Source organism: Kribbella sp. CA-247076, from assembly GCF_050942445.1.
In the GTDB taxonomy this organism is placed as follows: Bacteria; Actinomycetota; Actinomycetes; order Propionibacteriales; family Kribbellaceae; genus Kribbella.
Genome location: NZ_CP192051.1, coordinates 3240770 through 3259716 on the forward strand (window position 1 = coordinate 3240770; position 18947 = coordinate 3259716).

Genomic DNA, 18947 nt, shown 5'->3' on the forward strand with positions numbered 1-18947 from the left:
GACTCGGTCGCATGACTGTTCCACCCCAGGGCCCCAGCCCGGATCAAGCCGCCATGTACGTGCCCGCGTTCTCGATGAAGCAGCGGATCACGATGATGGCGAACAAGTACGAGCTGATCGCCACCAACCCGGACGGGAGCGACGGGCCGGTGCTGGCGTTCGCGCAGCAGAAGCGGATGGCCTTCAAGGAGCAGGTCACCTTCTACAGCGACGACACCAAGTCGCAGCCGGTGTTCTCGTTCAAGGCGCGCAAGACGATCGACCTCGGCTCCGGGTACGACGTCTTCGACGCGAACGGGCAGTCGATCGGCTGGTTCAAGAAGGAGTTCGGCAAGAGCCTGCTGCGGTCGAGCTGGCTGCTGTCGAGCGGTCACCTGCACGCGAGCGGCACGGAGCGTAACCCGACGGTCGCGATCGTCCGCCGGGTCTGGGAGTTCGTCCCGTTCGTCGGCGAGATCCCGCTGCCGTTCATCTTCCACTTCGACTTCACCGAGGCCGAGACCGCCAAGCCGGTGCTCTCGGTCGAGCGCAAGGTCTCGGTCCGTGACCGCTACCGGATCACCGTCCAGGATCCGCGCTTGGACTTCCGCGTGGCCGCGGCCATGACAGTCGCCCTGGACGCGCTCCAGAGCCGCTGACCCCGGCCGGGTCCTACGACCGGTGCGGTACGTCGGGACGCCCGGCGTACCGCGCTCGTCGTACGCGCTCCTCACTCTTTTGGGGGAAGTGACCCTGAGAGCACTTGGTTCCGCCCGGTCGCGGTGCGAGTCTTGTTGCATGGGTGTAGCGCAGCGCAGTCGACGGTGGTTGGTACCGGTCACGGCAGTCGCGGTGGTCGCGGGGGTGGGGACGCTTGGTCCGGTGGTCGCGGACGCGTCGCCCAACCTGCCCGACATCACCGCGCAGGAGCTGCTGACCAGAGTCCAGACGGCGAAGGTCGACGGTCTCAGCGGGACCGTCCGCTCGGCCGCGGACCTCGGCCTGCCCGCGCTCCCCGGGGTCGACGGCGGCAACCAGATCCCCGACCTGCTGCTCGGTGAGCACACCGCCCGGGTCGCCTTCGCGGCGCCGGACAAGGCGCGCGTCTCGGTGCTCGACAACATGGCCGAGCGGGTGCTGACGACCGACGGCAAGACCGCGTGGGTCTACGACTCGGCCGAGCGTGAGGCCGTCAAGCTGACCCTGCCGGCCCGGACGCAGCGCCCGCAGAAGCCTGAGCTGAAGCCCGAGTCCTACAACCCGGCCACGCTGGCCAAGCAGTTCCTGGACGCGATCGACCCGACCACCAAGGTCGAGGTGAGCGGGACCGACAAGGTCGCCGGCCGGGACGCGTACAAGCTGCGCCTGGTGCCGAAGACCGACAAGTCGACGGTGGGCTCGGTCACGCTGGCGATCGACTCGAAGAACTGGGTGCCCCTCGAGGTGACCGTGATGCCGCGGACCGGCGAGGACCCGGCGGCCCAGCTCGGCTTCTCCTCGGTGTCGTTCGACATCCCGTCGGCGAGCACGTTCGCGTTCACCCCGCCGAAGGGTGTGAAGGTGGAGGAGAAGACGGTGCCCGCCGCCCGGCAGGCGCCGACGCCGGTGAAGCCGCCGAAGGGGGTCACCCCCAAGCGTCCCGCGCCGGGCGCCGACGGCAAGCCGACCGTGATCGGCGAAGGCTGGGAGAGCGTGGTCGCGTTCCGTGACGTGGACGTCCCGCGCACCGGCCCGGTCGGCCAGTTGCTCGCGAACGCCCGGACGGTCGAAGGCTCCTGGGGCAAGGGCAAGATCCTGACCACCAAGATGGTCAACGCCCTGATCACCGACGACGGCCGGGTCCTGGTCGGCCTGGTCAGCCCGGACACCCTGGTCGCGGCCGCACCGAAGGCCCCGCGCTGACCGTGGCCGGTCCGTCCTCGCCGGTGGTCACCCGGGGGCTGACCAAACGGTTCCGGGGCGGGCAGGTCGCCGTCGACGCGGTCGATCTGGAGGTGCCGGCCGGGACGGTGTTCGGGTTCCTCGGGCCGAACGGCTCCGGGAAGACGACCACCATCCGGATGATGCTCGGGCTGATCACGCCGACGGCGGGCGCGGTCGAGCTGCTCGGCGAGCCGATGCCGAAGGCGCAGCTGCGGGTGCTGCCGCGGGTCGGTGCGCTGGTCGAGGGGCCGGCGTTCTACCCGTTCTGGACCGGCCAGGCGAACCTGCTCCGCTTCGACGCAGCCGACCGGACCGCTGACCCGCGCTCCCGGAAGGCCCGGGCGGGCGAGGCCCTCGAGCGGGTCGGCCTGTCGAACGCGGCGACCAAGAAGGTGCGCGCGTACTCGCTCGGCATGCGGCAGCGGCTGGCGATTGCGGTCGCCCTGATGCAACGCCGCGAACTGCTGGTGCTCGACGAGCCGACCAACGGTCTCGACCCGCAGGGCACCCGCGAGGTCCGGCACTTGATCCGCGACCTCGCGAGCGACGGCACCACGATCTTCACCTCGACGCACCTCCTGGCCGAGGTCGAGCAGGTGTGCACACACGCCGCGGTGATGAGCCGCGGCCGCCTCGTCCGCCAGTCCACGGTCGCCGAGCTCCGCGCCGAGCTGCGTCCCCGGCTCGTCGTCCGTACGCCGGACGTCGGCCAGGCCGCCGAGACGCTGAAGAGCCTCGGGGTGACCGACCTCAAGACCACCGGCGAGACCGTCGAGGGTGACGCCGGCGAGCTCCCGATCGACAAATTCGCGGCCGCGCTGGTCGCCGCCGACGTCCGCATCCACGGCTTCGGCCTGGAACGCCCCAGCCTCGAGGACGCTTTCGTGGCCCTGACCGGAGAAGGCTTCGATGTCGCCGAGTGACCCGACCGCGGCCGAGACCGTGGACGTCGGCCGGCCCGGCTCCGGCGTCGGTGATTCCGGCACGGGTCTGGGCGTCCGTGATTCTGGCGCCGGCTCCCATGATTCCGGGGCCGGATGGGGCGGGACCGCGGTCGGTCGGCCGAGCGCGGGGCGGCACACGCTGGCGCTGTTCCGGTCCGAGCTGCACCTGGTCTTCGGGCGGGCGCGGACCTGGGTGCTGCTCGCCGTCCTGGCCGCGGTCCCGGTGATGATCGGGGTCGCGATCAGGCTGTCCGGCTCCGACGGCGACGCCGAGGGGTTCATCGGCCAGGTCGCCGGCAACGGGTTCTTCCTGATCGTGGCCAGCCTGGCGATCTCGCTGCCGTTCTTCCTGCCGACCGCGATCACGGTGATCTCGGGGGAGTCGCTCGCCGGCGAGTCCAGCCTCGGGACGTTCCGCAACCTGCTCACCGCGCCGGCCGGCCGGTCCCGGCTGCTCGCCGCCAAGATGGTCGCGCTGGCCGTGTTCTGTCTGGTCGCGACGCTGGTCATCTGGCTGTCCGGGCTGATCGCCGGCTTCGTGCTGTTCCCGGTCGGCGACGTCCTGCTGCTCTCCGGGACGACGGTCTCGCTGGCCGACGGACTCGTGCGCGCTCTCGGCATCGCCGTACTGATCGCGCTGTCGATGCTCGGGCTGGCCGGGATCGGGTTGTTCGTGTCGTCGCTGACCTCGACCCCGCTGGCCGCGATGGCGGCGACGTTCGGCTCGTTCATCGTCTGCGGGATCCTGGGGGCGATCCCGCAGATCGAGGTGATCCACCCGTGGCTGCTGATGTACGGCTGGCCGTCGTTCGCCGATCTGTTGCGCGACCCGCCGTACTGGGATGCGATCGGGCGCAACCTGCTGCTCCAGGCCGGCTACCTGGCCGTCTTCTACGCGGCCGCCTGGGCCCGGATCACGAGTCGCGACATCAACGGCTGAGACACTGGTCCGGTGGATCCCGACCTCGTCGCCGTGCTGCGCTGCCCGGTCTGCGCCGACGCGCTCGCGTTGACGGTCCGGACGGCGCGCTGTCCGCGCGGACACGCCTACGACCTGGCCAAGCAGGGGTACCTCAACCTGTTGCCTTCGGCATCGACCGGGATCGAGGGCGACTCGGCCGCGATGATCGGCGCCCGCACGGTCTTCCTCGGCGGCGGTCACTACGCGCCGATCCGGGACGCGCTGATCCTCGCTGCCGCTGGGCTGCGGGACGACGACCTGGTGGTCGAGGTCGGCGCGGGCACCGGCTACTACCTGGCCGGCGTCCTCGGTACGGCGGCCGGCCGGCGGGGGATCGCGCTGGACGTCTCCCGGTACGCCGCCCGCCGCGCGGCCAAGGTGGACCCGCGGATCGGCTCGGTCGTGTGCGACGCCTGGCGGGAGCTACCGCTGCTGGACGACTCGGCACAGCTGATGCTGAACGTGTTCGCTCCACGGAACGCCGCGGAGATGGCTCGCGTGCTCGCGCCCGGAGGCACGCTGCTGGTGATCACGCCGAACCAGGAGCATTTGGCCGAGCTGGTCGGCGTCCTCGGATTGGTGAAGGTCGACGAGGAGAAGGATCGACGGCTGCACGAGTCGCTCGCCGGGAAGTTCGAGCAGACCGGCAGTGAGGTGGTGAAGGAGACGATGCGGCTCGACCGGACCGCGATCGAGCAGTTGGTGCTGATGACGCCGAGCGCTCGGCACGTGAGTCACCGGGAGCTCTCGGCGCGGATCGCCGTACTCCCCGAGCCGGCGATGGTCACGCTGTCGGTCACCCTCTCCAGCTGGCGGGTCGCCTAGCCCGAACGCTGGATCGGCGGGCGCGGGCTGTGATGCCGGCTCGAGCTCGGCACCACCGGATCCGCGCCGGTGGGATCAGGCGACGTTCGCGATGAGTTCGCGCGCCACCTGGGCGCCGTGCTGCTCAGCGGTGGCGTGCGCCTCGGTCTCCGACACCTTGGAGGCGTCGATGAGCTGCTCCATGCCCGGGGTGACCGGGGCCAGGGTGAGCTCGGCGGCGGCGACCCGGACCTTCATGCCCAGGCTGTCGCCGAAGATCCGCTCCAGGTACGGCGTGGCGTAGTCCCAGCCGTGCTTCGGGGCGCCGGGGCTGTAGCCGCCGCCGCGGGCGAGCGTCAGGATCGCCGGACGCCCGGCGACCGGGCTGGGCCCGTACGCCATCTCGGGATCGGTGAACAGCAGGTCGATCCAGGTCTTCACGTGCTGCGCGATGCCGTAGTTGTACAGCGGTACGGCGAGCAGGACCGCGTCGGCCTTCCTGACCTCGGCCGAGATCTCCGCCGCCAGCGCGGCCGCCTCGGCGTGGTCCGGCCCGGGCTCGGCGCCCAGCTTGACCGCGACGAGCGCCGGCCAGGCGGTCGCCGGCAGCGGGTGCTGACCGAGGTCACGGCGGATCACGACGCCGTCCGGGTGCTCCGCCTTCCAGGCGGCCTCGGCGCTGTCCGCCAGGGCGCGGCTGACCGAGCCTTCCTGCCGGAGGCTGGCGTCGACGCGTAGCAAGGTGGTCATTCAGGGATCTCCATCATCGTGAGGGGGCGAGCTCGTATTCGAGCTGCTCTGAAGATAGTCTGTGCAGCAGAACATATTCAAGCCAGATCGTATTCCACGTGGCGTACACCACGTACGATGGGGACATGACCAGTACTTCGCCGGACGTCAAGGGCCGGATCGCGCGCGAGGTCGCGCGCCGCGGCGCCGCCGGGACGGACTCCCGGGCTGCCGGCGGTGCCCCGGTCGAGTCGGACCTGGGCTGGGCGCTCGGGGTGGTGTTCCGCCGGTACGCGAAGACGGCGGCCGCCGCGCTGGACGACGTACCCGGTGGCCCGCGGGGTTACCAGGTGCTGGCGACGACCGTCGCCGAGGGGCCGCGGCGGCAGCTCGACCTCGCGGCGCAGCTCGGTGTGGACCGGACCGTGATGACGTACCTGCTGGACGACCTGGAGAAGGCCGAGCTCGTGCAGCGGCAGGCCGACCCGTCCGACCGCCGGGCACGGCTGATCGTGCCGACCGCCGAGGGCAAGGACGTGCTCTGTGAGTTGGAGCGTCGCCTCGAGACCGCCGAGGACGAGGTCCTGGGCAGCCTGGAGCCGGCCGAGCGGGCGAGCTTCCGGGTGCTGCTGCAGCGCGTGGCGATGAAGGCGAACGCGGCCGACCCGCTGCACAACGCCTGCACACTGGCCGAGGCCGACGACCCGACCACGACCTGAAGCCGAGCCTCAGGTCGGCGTCACCCGGACCACCCTCCAGCCGAACGCAGTCCAGCGGGAGGGAGCCGGCCTCAGGTCAGCGGGACGAAGCCGGACTCGTAGGCGCGGATCACGGCCTGGGTGCGGTCCCGGGCGTTCAGCTTCGCGAGCACGTTGGCGACGTGCGTCTTGACCGTCTGCAGGCCGAGGATCAGCTCCTCCGCGATCTCCGCGTTGGACAGCCCCTTCGCCATCAGCCGCAGGACCTCCTGCTCGCGTTCGGTCAGCTGGTACTCGTCCAGGCCGGTCGGGCGGGACGGCTGGGCGCCGACGTGGGCGAGGGCCAGGGCGCGGATCGCCTCGGGGAACAGCAGTGACTCGCTCCCGGCGACGGTCCGGATCGCGGCGATGATGTCGTCCGGCGGGGTCCGCTTCAGCAGGAACCCGGACGCGCCGGCGCGGAGCGCGTCGTACACGTAGTCGTCGTTCTCGAAGGTCGTCACGACCAGCACCCGCGGCGCTGGGTCGAGGCTGTCCAGCAGGAGCCGGGTCGCCTGGATGCCGTCGACCGCGGGCATCCGCACGTCCATCAGCACCACGTCGGCGCCGGTACGGCGGACGACCGGCAGCACCTCGGCGCCGTCACCGGCCTCCCCGACGACCGTCAGATCGGGCTCGGCGTTGATGATGGCGCGCAGGCCGCTGCGGATCAGCGGCTCGTCGTCGACCACGACCACCGACAGGTTCATGTCATCCCTTCGTCGTCACCGCGACCGGCAGTGTCACCGCGAGCCGCCACAAATTGCCGTCCAGGCCGGCCTCCACGGTGCCCCGCAGTACGGCGACTCTTTCACGGATACCGGCCAGGCCACGCCCGCCGCCGGAGTGATCCGAGCTGCCGCTGACCGGATTGGTGAGCTCGAGCCGGAGTCCGGAGGTGTCCAGGCGGATCGACAGGTCGACGGTCAGCTCACCGGCCGGGCGGCCGGCGTGCCGGATCGCGTTGGTCAGGCCCTCCTGGACGATCCGGTACGCCTCCCGGGAGACCGCGGCGGGCAGTTGGGTCAGGTCGCCCTCGCTGTGGACGTCGACAGTGATCCCGCCGGCCCTGGTGGCTTCGACCAGTCGGGACAGGTCAGCGAGCGTCGCCTGGGGCGCCGTCTCGGTGCCCGGCCGCCGGTCGTCGCGCAGAAGGCCGAGGACGTGGTCGAGGTCGGCGAGCGCGCTGCGGGCCGACTCTTCCATCGCCGCCAGCGCGGTCTCGGCGAACTCCGGGTCGCTCGCCAGCACCCGGCGGGCAGCGGCCGCCTGGATGGTGACCAGGCTGAGGGCGTGACCGACGCTGTCGTGCAGCTCCCGGGCCAGACGGTTGCGCTCGGCAAGGGTCGCCGTACGCCGCTCGAGCAACTCGATGCGCTCGGCCGGTGTCGGTCCGAGGACGCGGGGCGCGAGGTACACGAGCAGCGCGCCGACGGCGGCGGACAGGTAGAATAGCCCGACGATCCCGACCAGCGCGGCCACGGGCATCCAGAGGTCGGTCCAGTTGCCCCTGATTTCGTACGAGAGGTCCGGGACCAGTTCGTGCCGGCCGGGGGAGCGGAAAGGGGCCGCGAGCAACACGGCGCCGATACCGACGACGATCGTACTGACGGTGCCGACGACGCCGCCGGTGACCAGGTGCAGGCAGAACCACGTCGACGTACGCCGGCGCTGCGGCCAGGTGCGGGCCGGGCCGAGCGGGCGCTCCTCGAACCGTACGCCGAGCAGCGACTCCACCGCGATGCCCTCGACCTCACGGACGGCGGGCAGCGTGCCGACGGCGATCGGGGGACCGACCACCAGGATCGCGATCACGATGCCGCTCAGCACGGCCGGCAGGTCGAGATCCTGCGCGAGGGCGCCGAGCGCGCTGTCCACGAGCACGAACGCCAGCACGAGCGCCGCGCCGAGCAGCAGGTAGACCCACCGCAGGTACGTCGACGCGCGGCCGAGCGCTCCGAGTCCACGGACCAGCGCCGACGCGGACCGCGCGAACCGGCCCGCCGGCTGCGTCGCGTCACCCCGGGAGCCCGCCGACCCCCGCATCAGCCCGTCCACCACCCCCACATCGTCCCAAACCCCCAGCCCACCCACCTCCCTCCCCGGAGTGAACACCTCCTGGAACGTCGGTTGGCGGTGGGGGTGCCGGGTGGGGTGAGTCACTTGGGAGGGTGGGTTTACGCAAATTTGACAAGGGAAGGACCGGTTCGGAGCCCATCGGCGTCGCGATCTGCTGCTCAGGCGGGTACGGTCTGTGGTCGGGGCGGGATGCCCGTCCGGTATGGACAGGTATTGGGGAAACGGCTCCAGGACGGGTGGCAAGCGGGCTCTGCGGGGACCCGGTGCAGTGGACGTAAAGTCACTGTGAAGTCCCCGAGGGCCGATTGACCACCCCTCCATATTTGATGTTTGATCAAATATCGAGGAGAGAGGTCGATATGAGGTTGAGGCGTTCCGTCGCCGCGGTGGCGGCGGTCCTGGGGCTCGCCCTGGTCAGTGCGTGCAACAGCGGTAACAACGAAGGCCAGGGGGAGGACCCCGGCCTGCAGAAGGTCAGTTACCTGACCTCGTTCAACGCCTTCGGCCGGGAGGCCTACGCGTACGTCGCCCTGGAGAAGGGCTACTTCAAGGACGCGGGTTTCGACGTCACCATCAACCTGGGCTCCGGCACGGTCGACGTGATGAAGCTGGTGGCCGGCGGCCAGGCCGACTACGGCATCGGTGACTTCACCGCGACCGTCATCACCCTGGGCAAGCAGAAGCTGCCGGTCACCACGGTCGGGATGATCCACCAGCGCTCGCTGGCCGCGATCGTCGCGCTCGAGGACGGCACCATCAAGAAGCCGGCCGACCTGGCCGGCAAGCGGATCGGTGACCAGCCGGGCTCGACCAACCAGGTGATGTTCCCGGTCTACGCCCAGGCCATCGGCATCGACCCGGCCTCGGTCAAGTTCGTCCCGTCGCCGCCGCCCGCGCTGCCGCAGCTGCTCGCGGCCAAGAAGGTCGACGGCATCGGGCAGTTCGTGGTCGGCGTACCGCTGGTGGAGAAGGCGGCGAAGAAGAAGGCCGTCACGCTGTCGTACGGCGACAAGCTGCCGGAGCTGTACGGCAACGCGATCATCACCCGGTCCGACCTGGCCAAGGACCACCCGGACCAGGTGAAGAAGTTCACCGAGGCGCTGCTCAAGGGTCTGCAGGACACCGTCAAGGACCCGGCCGAGGCCGCCGAGATCCTGAAGAAGCACAGGCCGCAGACCGACGTCGAGGTGGCGACCGATGAGCTCAAGCTGATGGCGAAGTTCGTCCAGCCGAACCCGAACGACACGCTGGGCGCCGTCGACGAGGCCCGGGTGCAGACGATCATCAAGCTGCTGGACGAGGCCAAGGCGATCAAGCCGGCCGGCGCGGTGACGCTCGCCGACGTCGTCACGCTCGACCTCGCGCCGAAGGGCTGAGTCGGCACCGATGATCCGGCTTGACGGTGTGGGGCAGGTCTTCGAGGGTCGCGAGGGCCGGGTCGTCGCCCTCGAGGAGATCGACCTGCACGTCAAGCCGAACGAGTTCGTCACGCTGATCGGCCGGTCCGGGTGTGGCAAGTCCACCCTGCTCCGGCTGATCGCGGGACTGCTGCCGCCGACGTCCGGCGCGGTCTCGGTGGCGGGGGAGCCCGTCACCCGGCCGCGCCGGGACGTCTCGTTCATGTTCCAGCGGCCGGCCCTGCTGCCGTGGCGCTCGGTGTTGTCGAACGTCATGCTGCCGGTCGAGATCGACGGCGGGGACGGTGACCGGGGCCGGGCGGCGTACCGGGACCGGGCCCACGACCTGCTCGACCTGGTCGGCCTGAAGGGGTTCGAACGGCGGCTGCCGTACGAGCTGTCCGGCGGGATGCAGCAGCGGGTGTCGTTGTGCCGCTCGCTGATCCGCGACCCGCAGGTGATGCTGATGGACGAGCCGTTCTCCGCGCTCGACGCGCTCACCCGGACCGAGCTGTCCGAGGAGCTGCAGCGGATCAAGATGGAGCTGGCGACGACGATCGTGTTCGTCACCCACTCGATCGAGGAGGCGGTCGTCCTGGCCGACCGGGTGGTCGTGCTGACCCCGCGGCCGGGTCGGCTGCGTGAGGTCGTCGACATCGACATCCCGCGGCCGCGCAGCCTCGGCCAGAACGCGCACCTGACCGAGGTCGCCCAGATCAGCGGCTTGCTGCACGGCCTGCTCGCCGAGAAGAGCGTCGACGACCTCCGGCCGGTCGACGAGGTGCGGCCGTGACCAAGCGCTCCTGGCTGACGACGTCGCCGACCGCGGCGGTGCTGCTGCCGATCCTCGGCCTGATCGGCGCGATCGCGCTGTGGTGGCTGGCCACGATCGTGTTCTCGATCGAGGCGTACCTGCTGCCGACGCCCGGCGACGTGGTCCGGACGTTCGCCGACCAGCCGGCGTACCTGCTGCGGGAGACCGGGATCTCGTTCCTGGAGACGATCGAGGGCTTCCTGCTCGCGATCGTGATCGGGGTGCCGATCGCGCTGCTGATCGTCCGCTCGGTGATCCTGGAGCGGCTGGTCTACCCGCTGCTGCTGATGGTGAACGCGATCCCGAAGATCGCGGTCGCGCCGCTGCTGGTGGTGTGGATGGGCTTCGGCCAGTGGCCCAAGGTGGTCATGGTGCTGCTGATGTGCTTCTTCCCGATCGTCATCTCGACCGCGCAGGGGATGAAGTCGACGCCGGCCGAGCTGGTCGAGCTGCTCCGCTCGCTGAACGCGAGCCGCGCGCAGGAGTTCTTCAAGCTGCGGCTGCGGTACGCGATGCCGCAGATCTTCACCGGGCTGAAGGTCGCGATCTCGCTGGCCGTCATCGGTTCGGTGATCGCCGAGTTCGTCGGTGCGACCCAGGGCCTGGGCTACGTGATCCAGCAGTCCGGCGCAAGTGCGGACACCGCGCTGGCGTTCGCCGCGATCACGCTGCTGAGCATCATGAGCATCATCTTGTTCTACGGGCTGGTCCTGCTGGAGTACCTGTTCCTGCCGTGGGCCCAGGAGACCCGGTGACCGGGCCTTCGGCCGGGCCGGCGCGGGAGGCCCGATGACCGCACAAGCCTCCGACTCCGACCGCCGGGTGCTGGTCCGTCCCGCGTGGCTGGAGGCGACCGTCTCGGCCGTCTTCAGCGCGCTCGGCTTCGACCCGTCCGACGCCGCCAGGATCGCCGCCGCGCTCGTCGAGGCGGACTTACGCGGAGTAAGCTCGCACGGCATCATGCTCGTCCCGATGTACGTCGAGCGGCTGAACTCCGGCGGTGTCACCCGGGAACGCGAGCTGGACATCCTGTACGACGCCGGCGCCGCGCTGGTCGTGGACGCGCGCGGCGGGATGGGGCAACTGTCCAGCCCGCAGGCCATGGGCCACGCGATCGACCGGGCCGGCCGGTACGGCATCGGCCTGGTGTCGGTCCGCAACGCCCACCACTTCGGCGCGGCCAGCCGCTGGGCCATGCAGGCCGGCGAGGCGGGCTGTGTCGGCATCGCGATGTCCAACACCACCCCGCTGATGCCGGCTCCCGGTGGGGCGGAGCGGATCGTCGGCAACAATCCGCTGGCGATCGCCGTACCCACCTCGGCCGGGGTCGAGATCGTGCTCGACATGGCCCTGTCGGCTGTTGCCCTGGGCAAGATCCGGCTGGCGGCGTCGGCCGGCCGGCCGATCCCGGAGACCTGGGCGACCGACCCGTCCGGGACGCCGACCACCGACGCGGAGGAGGCCGTCCTCGGGATGCTGCTGCCGGCCGCGGGGCACAAGGGCTTCGGGCTCGCGCTGATGATCGACGTCCTGACCGGGGTGCTGAGCGGTGGCGGCTGGGGCGACCAGGTGCGGCCGCTGTACCGGGAGCCGGACCGGCCGAACGACTGCGCGCACCTCTTCCTGGCGATCGACCCGGAGCTGATGGGTGGCGTGGAGAGCTTCCGGCGCCGCTCGTCCGGGCTGGCCGCCCGGGTCCGCAGCAGCGCGACGGCGCCCGGAGTCAACCGGCTGTACCTGCCGGGGGAGATCGAGGCGGAACGGGAAGCACACCAGCGGCGTCACGGCGTACTGATCGAACGATCGGGCCTGGACGGACTGCTGGCGGCCGCGCGGGCGGTCGGTGCGGTCGTTCCGGCGGGAGGGGTGCTCGACTGATGGCGAAGACACAGGTCTCGACGACCGACCTGCACACCCCGAACGGGGTGTTCTCGCAGGCCACCACGATCGAGGCGACCGGCCGGCTGGTGTTCGTCTCCGGGATGACCGCGCGCCGCCCCGACGGCAGCATCGCGGGCGTCGGTGACGTCCGCGAGCAGACCCGGCAGGTGTGCGAGAACGTGCAGGCCGCGGTCCGTGCCGCCGGCGGCACGATGGCCGACGTCTGCCGGGTGGACGTGTACGTGCGCAACATGGAGGACTTCGCCACGATCCACGAGATCCGGGCGCAGTACTTCGCCGAGCCGCTGCCGGCGTCGACCATGGTCGAGGTCAGCAAGCTCGCCCATCCCGACTACCTGATCGAGATCAACGCGATCGCCGTACTGCCATGACCGAGGGGGAGCGCATGCGTGGCGTCGAGTGGACCTGAGATGCGGTACGTGATGGTGGAGCACGCCGGCCGGGAGCGGCCGGGATTGCTCGATGGTGATGTCGTCCGGTTGCTGTCGGCAACTGACGTGACCGAGGTGATTTCCGCACCGGCCGCGGTGGTCGGTGAGATCCCTTTCCGGGAGGACATCCTGCGGCCGCCGCTGCGGCGGTTCCGGCGGGACATCCTGTGCACCGGGTGGAACTACTGGGACCACTTCGAGGAGGGCCGCGGCAAGCGCGAGGGCCAGGACGTGGACCGGCCGGAGCACCCGACCTTCTTCACCAAGGGCCCGGACGTGGTGATCGGTCCGTACGACGACATCGCTTGGGACCCGGGGATCTCGGCCAAGTGGGACTACGAGGCCGAGCTGGCCCTGGTGATCGGCCGGACCGGCCGCAACATCCCGGTCGCCGACGCGCTGGACCACGTCTGGGGCTACACGCTGGCCAACGACGTGTCGCAGCGCGACCTGCAGCGGGCGCACGGTGGTCAGTGGCTCAAGGGCAAGAGCATCGACAACACCATGCCGCTCGGCCCGTGGATCGTCACCGCCGACGAGCTCGGTGACCCGCAGGACGTCCGGCTCCAGTGCCTCGTCAACGGTGAGGTCCGGCAGGACGCGTCGACCAAGCAGATGGCGTTCGACGTCGCCACGCTGATCAGCGAGCTGTCCTTCGGCATGACGCTGCGTCCCGGCGACCTACTGCTGACCGGCACTCCGGCCGGCGTCGGCAACGCCCGCGAGCCCCAGGTGTTCCTGCAGGAGGGTGACGTGGTCGTCACCCGCGCCGACAAGATCGGTGAGCTTCGCAACCGGGTAGCGCGCGCATGAGCGGGCCCCTGGAACTGCTGCCGGGAGGTGGTCGGGGAGGACGTCGTACCCTCGCCGAGCATGCGGCTGCCGAGCTGCACCAGCTCATCCTGTCCGGCGAGCTGCCCAGTGGTACGCCGTTGCGCCTGGTCGAGCTCGCGAGTCGCCTGGAGATGAGTCAGATGCCTGTCCGGGAAGGACTCCGGCGGCTGGAGGCGCTCGGACTGGTCGAGATCATCCCGCACCGGGGCGCGTGGGTCCGTGACCTGTCGCTGGACGACCTGCGGGACACGCACGAGACCAGGCTGGCGCTCGAGAGCCTCGCCGTCCGCGCGGCCGCCGAGCACTTCGGCACCGACGACCTGGAGAAGGCGGGGGCCGCTCTGTCCGAGCACCTGCGGCTGTCCCGGGCCGAGGACTCGGTAGGCGCCCGGCAGGCGCATGCGGACTTCCACTTCGCCATCTACCGTGCCGGCGGGTCGCAGTGGCTCGCCCGCGCGATCGAGCCGGTCTGGCAGAACAGCGAGCGGTACCGGTTCGGCAGCCGGCCGACCGCGGTCCTGATCGAGCGGAACCGTGCGGAGCACCAGGCGATCCTGGACGCATGTGTCGCCCGCGACCCGGACGCGGCCGAGCGGGCGCTGCGCGACCACCTGGCCGGTGCGTTCCAGCGGATCACCGAAACCATGACGAGACGGGCCGAGGGCGGCCGGTCGAAGCGCGGGGAGACGTCGTGAAGGTGCGCTTCGACGCGACCGGAGAGGTCGTGGTGATCACCGGTGGCGCACAGGGCATCGGTGCCGCGCTGGCGCGGGCCGTGACCGCGTGCGGCGGGACTGCGGTGGTCTTCGACGTGGTGAAGCCGGACTGGGACGTCGAGTACGTCGAGGTGGACGTCGCGGACCGTACGTCGGTGGAGTCGGCTGTCGCCGCGGTGATGGCCCGCTATGGTCGCATCGACGGGCTGGTCGCGGGAGCGGCTGTGCAACCGCGGTCGCCGGTGCTGGAGACGGACCCTGCCGAGTGGACCAGGGCGCTACAGGTGAACCTGGACGGCGTGGTGTGGACGTGCCAGGCCGTCGTACCGCAGATGGTCGCGCGGCGGTCCGGGTCGGTGGTCGTGTTCACGTCCGGGATGGCTGTCACCGGTTATCCGGGCGCGGCGGCGTACGCGTCCAGCAAGGCGGCGCTGATCGCCTTCGCGAAGACGCTGGCCGCCGAGGTGGCCGAGCACCGGGTGCGGGTGAACGTGGCCGCGCCGGGGGTGATCGACACCGAGCAGTTCCGGAGTGCGAACGCCGGTGCGGATCGGGAACACTGGCAGGACACCATAGGTATCGGAGACCCCGAGGACGTGGTCGGTCCGCTGCTGTACCTGCTGTCCGACGCGGCCGCGATGACCGGGTCGGTGCTGACCCGGGAACGCGCCTTCGCCAAGTTGACGACCTTCGCGCCGCGAGAAAACGACTACCGCACGGAGTGATGAGTGACTGCTGACCAGCTGCCCGTCGCCATCGTGGGTGCCGGGCCGATCGGCCTGACCACGGCGCTCGGCCTGCAGCACTACGGCATCCCGTACGTGCTGCTCGAGGAGGACGCCGTCCTGTCGTCCGACACCAAGGCCGGGACGACGCTGAGCCGGACCTTGGAGATCTGGAACCGGTACGGCGCGGTCGAGGGAATCCTGGCGGCCGCCCTGCGGATCGACGAGATCGGTGACATCGACCGAGCCACCAACACGCCGCGCGCCTCGGTGCGACTGGCCGAGCTGGCCGACGACACCCAGTTCCCGTTCGTGATCAACCTGCCGCAGCAGAAGATGGAGCCGATCCTCGCCGGCGCGCTGCGGCAGCCGGTGTCGACCCAGCACCGGCTGCAGTCGTTCGAGGTCCGGGACGACCGGGTCGTGCTTCAGGTGGACACGCCGGACGGGTCGCGGTCGCTGGAGGCCTCGCACCTGCTGGCCTGCGACGGCGGCCGCAGCAAGATCCGGGACGCGCTCGGCGTCACCGTGGTCGGGGAGACCCTGCCCGAGCGGTACATGCTGATCGACGTAGTCGTCGACCTGGACGTCGACAACGCCCGCGACTACCCGTACCTGGCGTACTTCGCGGACAAGTCCGAGTGGATGGTGCTGATCCGGCAGCCGGACAACTGGCGGTTCCTGTTCCCGCTCGGCCCGGGCGCCGAGCCGCCGGGCGACGAGGACCTGCTGGTCAAGGTGAAGCAGTTCATCGGCGAGGTGGACCGGATCGAGCTGCTCGGTTCGGTGGTCTACAACGTGCATCACCGGGTCGCGGACCAGTGGTCGATGGACCGCAAGGTGTTCCTGATGGGCGACGCGGCCCACCTGATCACGCCGATGTGGGCCCTGGGCCTGAACACGGGTGCTCTGGACGCGTCCAACCTGCCCTGGCGGCTGGCCTGGGTACTGCGAGGCTGGGCGGACGAGACGCTGCTCGACGGGTACGAGCAGGAGCAGCGGCCGGTGGCGATCAACGGATCCGGCGAGATGGCCGAGGCGGCACGCAAGTACATGTCCCACCAGCGCGGTGCGGTCACGGCCGACACGAGTGCGTGGGCCACGGCGTACACGCGCACGCTGCTCAGCGTCCGGCTCGACGTGGAAGGCCACGGCGACTGGTCGATGGTCGCAACCAGCGCCACCCCGCCCGCGGTCCGGGCCGGTGACCGAGCTCCGGACCAGGCACTGCAGGGGACCGCCGGAAGGGTGACGGTCCACGACCTCTGCCGGGACTCCTTCGTCGCGCTGTACTTCACCGACGTACGCCGTCGGCCGGACATCCCGGTCAACGAGTCGCCGGCGCTGAAGCACTACGCGGTCTCCCGGTGGGACGCGCCGCACGACTCCGGTCTGCGGGACCGCGCGCTGTTCGACCCGGGCAGCGTGGTCACCGACCGGTACGGCGTACCGGCTGAGAGCGTCGTACTGATCCGGCCTGACGGCCACATCGCGGCCGTGGCTCCGATGGGTGCCGGCGTGGCCGAGGAGCTGTACACGCACGTCACGGGCCGGCCTGTTCCCCGGAAGGAGAGCTGATGGCGTCGTTCGACGAGCCACTGCGTGAGGTGTTGCTGCAGACGGACGACCTCGAGTGGGTGGAGAAGTCGCTGGCCGGGCTGTCCCACAAGATGCTGTGGCGGGACGAGGAGACCGAGGCGTCGATCGCGCTCGTGCGGTTCGAGAAGGGGTCGGGGATCCCGTCGGCGCACCAGCACGCGTCGAACCAGTTCATGTTCTGCCTGTCCGGGCGGTACGTCTACCTGCCGACCGGGACGACGCTGACCAAGGGCAGCTTCTACTGGAACCCCAAGGGCAGCGTGCACGGCCCGACGCTCGCGGAGGAGACGTCCGTCCTGCTGGAGGTGTACGACGGGCCGCACTACCCGGAGCGGCCGTCGTTCTACGACAACGACGAGGACGCCCGCTGACATGGCCGGCTGGGACGTCCACACTCACCTCATCCCGCCGACTGTGCTGTCGGCCGCGCACAGGGGTGAGTTCGGGCTGCACGTCGACCGCGGCGCGCTGCTCGTCGATGGACAACGACTGCCGTTGGGACGCCTCGCCGACCCCGCGGGACTGCTGCACTGGGTCGCCGAGCAGGACCTGGACGGTGCTGTCGTCTCCATACCGCCCGCACTCTTCCGGTACGACGCCGGCGTCGAGTGGGCCGAGTTGGTGAACCAAGGCCTGCGTGAGCTCGCGACCCCGCAGTTGCGCGTGCTGGGTCACCTGCCGCTGCTCGATCCGGACGCACCGGCCGTTGCTGCGTCACTGGCTCGTGAGGGCGTCTTCAGCGGCTTCGCTCTCGGTACGCCGAGCTACGAGGGACTCGACCCGGTGTGGCAGGTGCTGCACTCGCTGGAGGCCTTCACGCTGATCCACCCCGGACACAGTGACGACAAGCGGCTTGAGTCGTTCTACTTGACGAATCTGTTGGGGAATCCGTACGAGACCGGGCTGGCAGCGGCCACCCTCGTCTTCGCGGATGTGCCGGGGCGGTTTCCGGGGATCCGGTTCTGCCTGTGCCATGGGGGTGGTGTGACGGCGGCGCTGGCCGGCCGTTGGCAGCGGGGGATCGACACGGCCCGGCCGGGGATCGAGCCACCGTCGCTGGCGGTGGCGGACGCGTTGCGCCGGTTCTACGTGGACGATCTGGTGCACGACGACGCCGTACTCAAGTTGCTGGTCGCGACGTTCGGCGCCGAGCGGGTGCTGGCCGGAAGCGACTGGCCGTTCCCGATGGGCGGCGACACCGTGACCGCCGCGCGGGCGGTGGCAGCCGGTGAGCTGACCCTGCCGCTGGCCAAGGAGGTCGTCGCGCCGTGAGACGCGGTTTTCGTTATGACCTAGCTGTGATCAGATATCAAATTGTGTGGACGAACGGGGTGGGGAGATGAGCGCGCTGACGGGGGTCGTGCTGCGCAGCTACGGGCCGAGCGAGCCGTTGCGGGCCGAAGAGCTCGAGTTGGCCGCCGGACCGGGCGAGACGGTGGTCGAGATGCGGCTGGGCGCGGTGAGCCCGGCTGATCGGTCGGTGCTGGCCGGCAAGCAACCGACGACACCGTTCGTGCCCGGCTCCGAGGGCACCGGAGTCGTGGTTACGTCGTCGGTGATCGAGGCCGGGACGCCAGTGATCGTCCGCGGTCAAGGTGTCGGCGTGACCCGGCCCGGCCTCTGGGGTCGGTACGCCGTGGTGCCGGACGCCGCCGTACATCCGCTGCCGGCCGGAGTCGACCCGGTCGCTGCCCTGGCTTTGCTGACACCTGCTCTGACCGCCCATACCGCCGTACGACGGGTGGCGGGTGTGGTGGAAGGCGAGACGGTCGTGGTCACCGGGATCACCAGCCTGCTCGGTCGGCTCTGTGCCGCGGTGGCTCGGTCGGCGGGTGCGAAGAAGGTGATCGGGCTGGCGTGGTTCGGTGAGACCGTGGACCCGGCGCTGGCCGACCAGATCGTGCGGGTGGACGAGCTGGGTCAGGTCGGCCGCGAGCTGTCGTGGTGTGACGCGGCGATCGACACTGTAGGCGGTCCGGTGACCAGTGGGGTGCTCGGACACATCACTCCGGGCGGACGGGTCGCAGTGGTCGGCTACAAGGCCGGCGAGTTCACCACCATCGACCTGCACCAATTGATCGGACGCGACCTGCGGCTGCTGCCGGTCAACCTGCAGCGAACGGTCCTCGAGCCCGGCGCGGTCAGTGCGGCGCTGGCGGACACAGAGGCCGCACAGGTACGCCCGGACGTCGAGCTCGTGCCGGCCCGGCGGGTGGGCGACGTACTGGAGCGAATCCCTGCTGAGCGCCGGGTTTTCCTCGATCTGACGGCGTTCTAGCCGGCCTGCCTGTTCGGTCCGCTGGACTAGACCAATCGGCGTTCGCTAGGCAACTTGCTGTCGGAGCGCCCCAGAGCCACCTGCCGGCCGCTACG

21 protein-coding genes are annotated in these 18947 nt (G+C 70.4%); 18 read left to right on the forward strand and 3 right to left on the reverse strand.

Going from position 1 to position 18947, the window contains the following annotated elements; all coding sequences use genetic code 11:
- The first annotated feature begins 11 nt into the window (after positions 1-11).
- From ACQPYZ_RS15315 to ACQPYZ_RS15335, 5 genes are all read left to right on the forward strand, one after another.
- Positions 12-638: a hypothetical protein gene (locus tag ACQPYZ_RS15315; RefSeq protein WP_433168654.1), complete on the forward strand. Its 627-nt coding sequence runs from the start codon at positions 12-14 to the stop codon at positions 636-638.
- A gap of 139 nt (positions 639-777) precedes the next feature.
- Positions 778-1881, forward strand: coding sequence for a LolA family protein (locus ACQPYZ_RS15320; protein ID WP_433168656.1), 1104 nt, complete (start codon positions 778-780; stop codon positions 1879-1881).
- 2 nt (positions 1882-1883) lie between these two features.
- A complete protein-coding gene (locus tag ACQPYZ_RS15325; protein WP_433168658.1) occupies positions 1884-2825 on the forward strand; it encodes an ATP-binding cassette domain-containing protein in 942 nt (313 codons plus the stop codon).
- A complete protein-coding gene (locus ACQPYZ_RS15330) occupies positions 2812-3786 on the forward strand; it encodes an ABC transporter permease (protein ID WP_433168660.1) in 975 nt (324 codons plus the stop codon). Before ACQPYZ_RS15325 ends, ACQPYZ_RS15330 begins: the two co-directional genes overlap by 14 nt.
- Positions 3787-3798: 12 nt before the next feature.
- Positions 3799-4632, forward strand: coding sequence for a putative RNA methyltransferase (locus tag ACQPYZ_RS15335; protein WP_433168662.1), 834 nt, complete (start codon positions 3799-3801; stop codon positions 4630-4632).
- A gap of 75 nt (positions 4633-4707) precedes the next feature.
- Here ACQPYZ_RS15335 and ACQPYZ_RS15340 read toward each other — a convergent pair whose 3' ends face one another.
- On the reverse strand, positions 4708-5361 hold the full coding sequence (locus ACQPYZ_RS15340) for an FMN-dependent NADH-azoreductase (RefSeq protein WP_433168664.1): 654 nt from the start codon (positions 5359-5361) through the stop codon (positions 4708-4710).
- Between the two features lie 125 nt (positions 5362-5486).
- Between ACQPYZ_RS15340 and ACQPYZ_RS15345 the strand changes: the two genes are divergently transcribed.
- Complete coding sequence (locus ACQPYZ_RS15345; RefSeq protein WP_433168666.1) at positions 5487-6059, forward strand: MarR family winged helix-turn-helix transcriptional regulator; 573 nt, start codon at positions 5487-5489, stop codon at positions 6057-6059.
- A 71-nt stretch (positions 6060-6130) separates the two neighbouring features.
- Here ACQPYZ_RS15345 and ACQPYZ_RS15350 read toward each other — a convergent pair whose 3' ends face one another.
- Both ACQPYZ_RS15350 and ACQPYZ_RS15355 read right to left on the reverse strand, forming a co-directional pair.
- Positions 6131-6787 carry a response regulator gene (locus ACQPYZ_RS15350; RefSeq protein ID WP_433168668.1) on the reverse strand — a complete coding sequence of 219 codons (657 nt, stop codon included), beginning with the start codon at positions 6785-6787 and terminating at the stop codon, positions 6131-6133.
- A 1-nt stretch (position 6788) separates the two neighbouring features.
- Positions 6789-8138 carry a sensor histidine kinase gene (locus ACQPYZ_RS15355; RefSeq protein WP_433168670.1) on the reverse strand — a complete coding sequence of 450 codons (1350 nt, stop codon included), beginning with the start codon at positions 8136-8138 and terminating at the stop codon, positions 6789-6791.
- A gap of 377 nt (positions 8139-8515) precedes the next feature.
- On the opposite strand from ACQPYZ_RS15355, the gene ACQPYZ_RS15360 reads away from it, so the two are divergent.
- From ACQPYZ_RS15360 to ACQPYZ_RS15415, 12 genes are all read left to right on the forward strand, one after another.
- Positions 8516-9532, forward strand: a complete 1017-nt coding sequence (locus tag ACQPYZ_RS15360; RefSeq protein WP_433168672.1) for an ABC transporter substrate-binding protein — start codon at positions 8516-8518, stop codon at positions 9530-9532.
- A 10-nt stretch (positions 9533-9542) separates the two neighbouring features.
- A complete protein-coding gene (locus ACQPYZ_RS15365) occupies positions 9543-10346 on the forward strand; it encodes an ABC transporter ATP-binding protein (RefSeq protein WP_433168674.1) in 804 nt (267 codons plus the stop codon).
- Complete coding sequence (locus ACQPYZ_RS15370; RefSeq protein ID WP_433168676.1) at positions 10343-11122, forward strand: ABC transporter permease; 780 nt, start codon at positions 10343-10345, stop codon at positions 11120-11122. Before ACQPYZ_RS15365 ends, ACQPYZ_RS15370 begins: the two co-directional genes overlap by 4 nt.
- A gap of 34 nt (positions 11123-11156) precedes the next feature.
- Entirely contained in the window at positions 11157-12245 is a 1089-nt protein-coding gene (locus tag ACQPYZ_RS15375; RefSeq protein WP_433168678.1) for an Ldh family oxidoreductase, read from the forward strand.
- Entirely contained in the window at positions 12245-12640 is a 396-nt protein-coding gene (locus tag ACQPYZ_RS15380) for a RidA family protein (protein WP_433168680.1), read from the forward strand. Before ACQPYZ_RS15375 ends, ACQPYZ_RS15380 begins: the two co-directional genes overlap by 1 nt.
- An 18-nt stretch (positions 12641-12658) precedes the next feature.
- A complete protein-coding gene (locus tag ACQPYZ_RS15385; RefSeq protein ID WP_433168682.1) occupies positions 12659-13513 on the forward strand; it encodes a fumarylacetoacetate hydrolase family protein in 855 nt (284 codons plus the stop codon).
- Positions 13510-14229 (forward strand): GntR family transcriptional regulator, encoded by a 720-nt coding sequence (locus ACQPYZ_RS15390; RefSeq protein WP_433168684.1) that lies wholly within the window; start codon positions 13510-13512, stop codon positions 14227-14229. The genes ACQPYZ_RS15385 and ACQPYZ_RS15390 overlap by 4 nt, the downstream gene beginning before the upstream one ends.
- Positions 14226-14975 carry an SDR family NAD(P)-dependent oxidoreductase gene (locus tag ACQPYZ_RS15395; RefSeq protein WP_433168686.1) on the forward strand — a complete coding sequence of 250 codons (750 nt, stop codon included), beginning with the start codon at positions 14226-14228 and terminating at the stop codon, positions 14973-14975. The genes ACQPYZ_RS15390 and ACQPYZ_RS15395 overlap by 4 nt, the downstream gene beginning before the upstream one ends.
- A gap of 3 nt (positions 14976-14978) precedes the next feature.
- The gene (locus ACQPYZ_RS15400) at positions 14979-16553 is read left to right on the forward strand and encodes an FAD-dependent monooxygenase (protein ID WP_433168688.1); all 1575 of its coding nucleotides are present in this window, start codon (positions 14979-14981) and stop codon (positions 16551-16553) included.
- Positions 16553-16945, forward strand: a complete 393-nt coding sequence (locus tag ACQPYZ_RS15405; protein WP_433168690.1) for a cupin domain-containing protein — start codon at positions 16553-16555, stop codon at positions 16943-16945. Before ACQPYZ_RS15400 ends, ACQPYZ_RS15405 begins: the two co-directional genes overlap by 1 nt.
- A gap of 1 nt (position 16946) precedes the next feature.
- On the forward strand, positions 16947-17846 hold the full coding sequence (locus ACQPYZ_RS15410) for an amidohydrolase family protein (RefSeq protein WP_433168692.1): 900 nt from the start codon (positions 16947-16949) through the stop codon (positions 17844-17846).
- Positions 17847-17913: 67 nt separating this feature from the next.
- Positions 17914-18852 (forward strand): alcohol dehydrogenase catalytic domain-containing protein, encoded by a 939-nt coding sequence (locus ACQPYZ_RS15415; RefSeq protein ID WP_433168694.1) that lies wholly within the window; start codon positions 17914-17916, stop codon positions 18850-18852.
- The last annotated feature ends 95 nt before the right edge of the window (positions 18853-18947 follow it).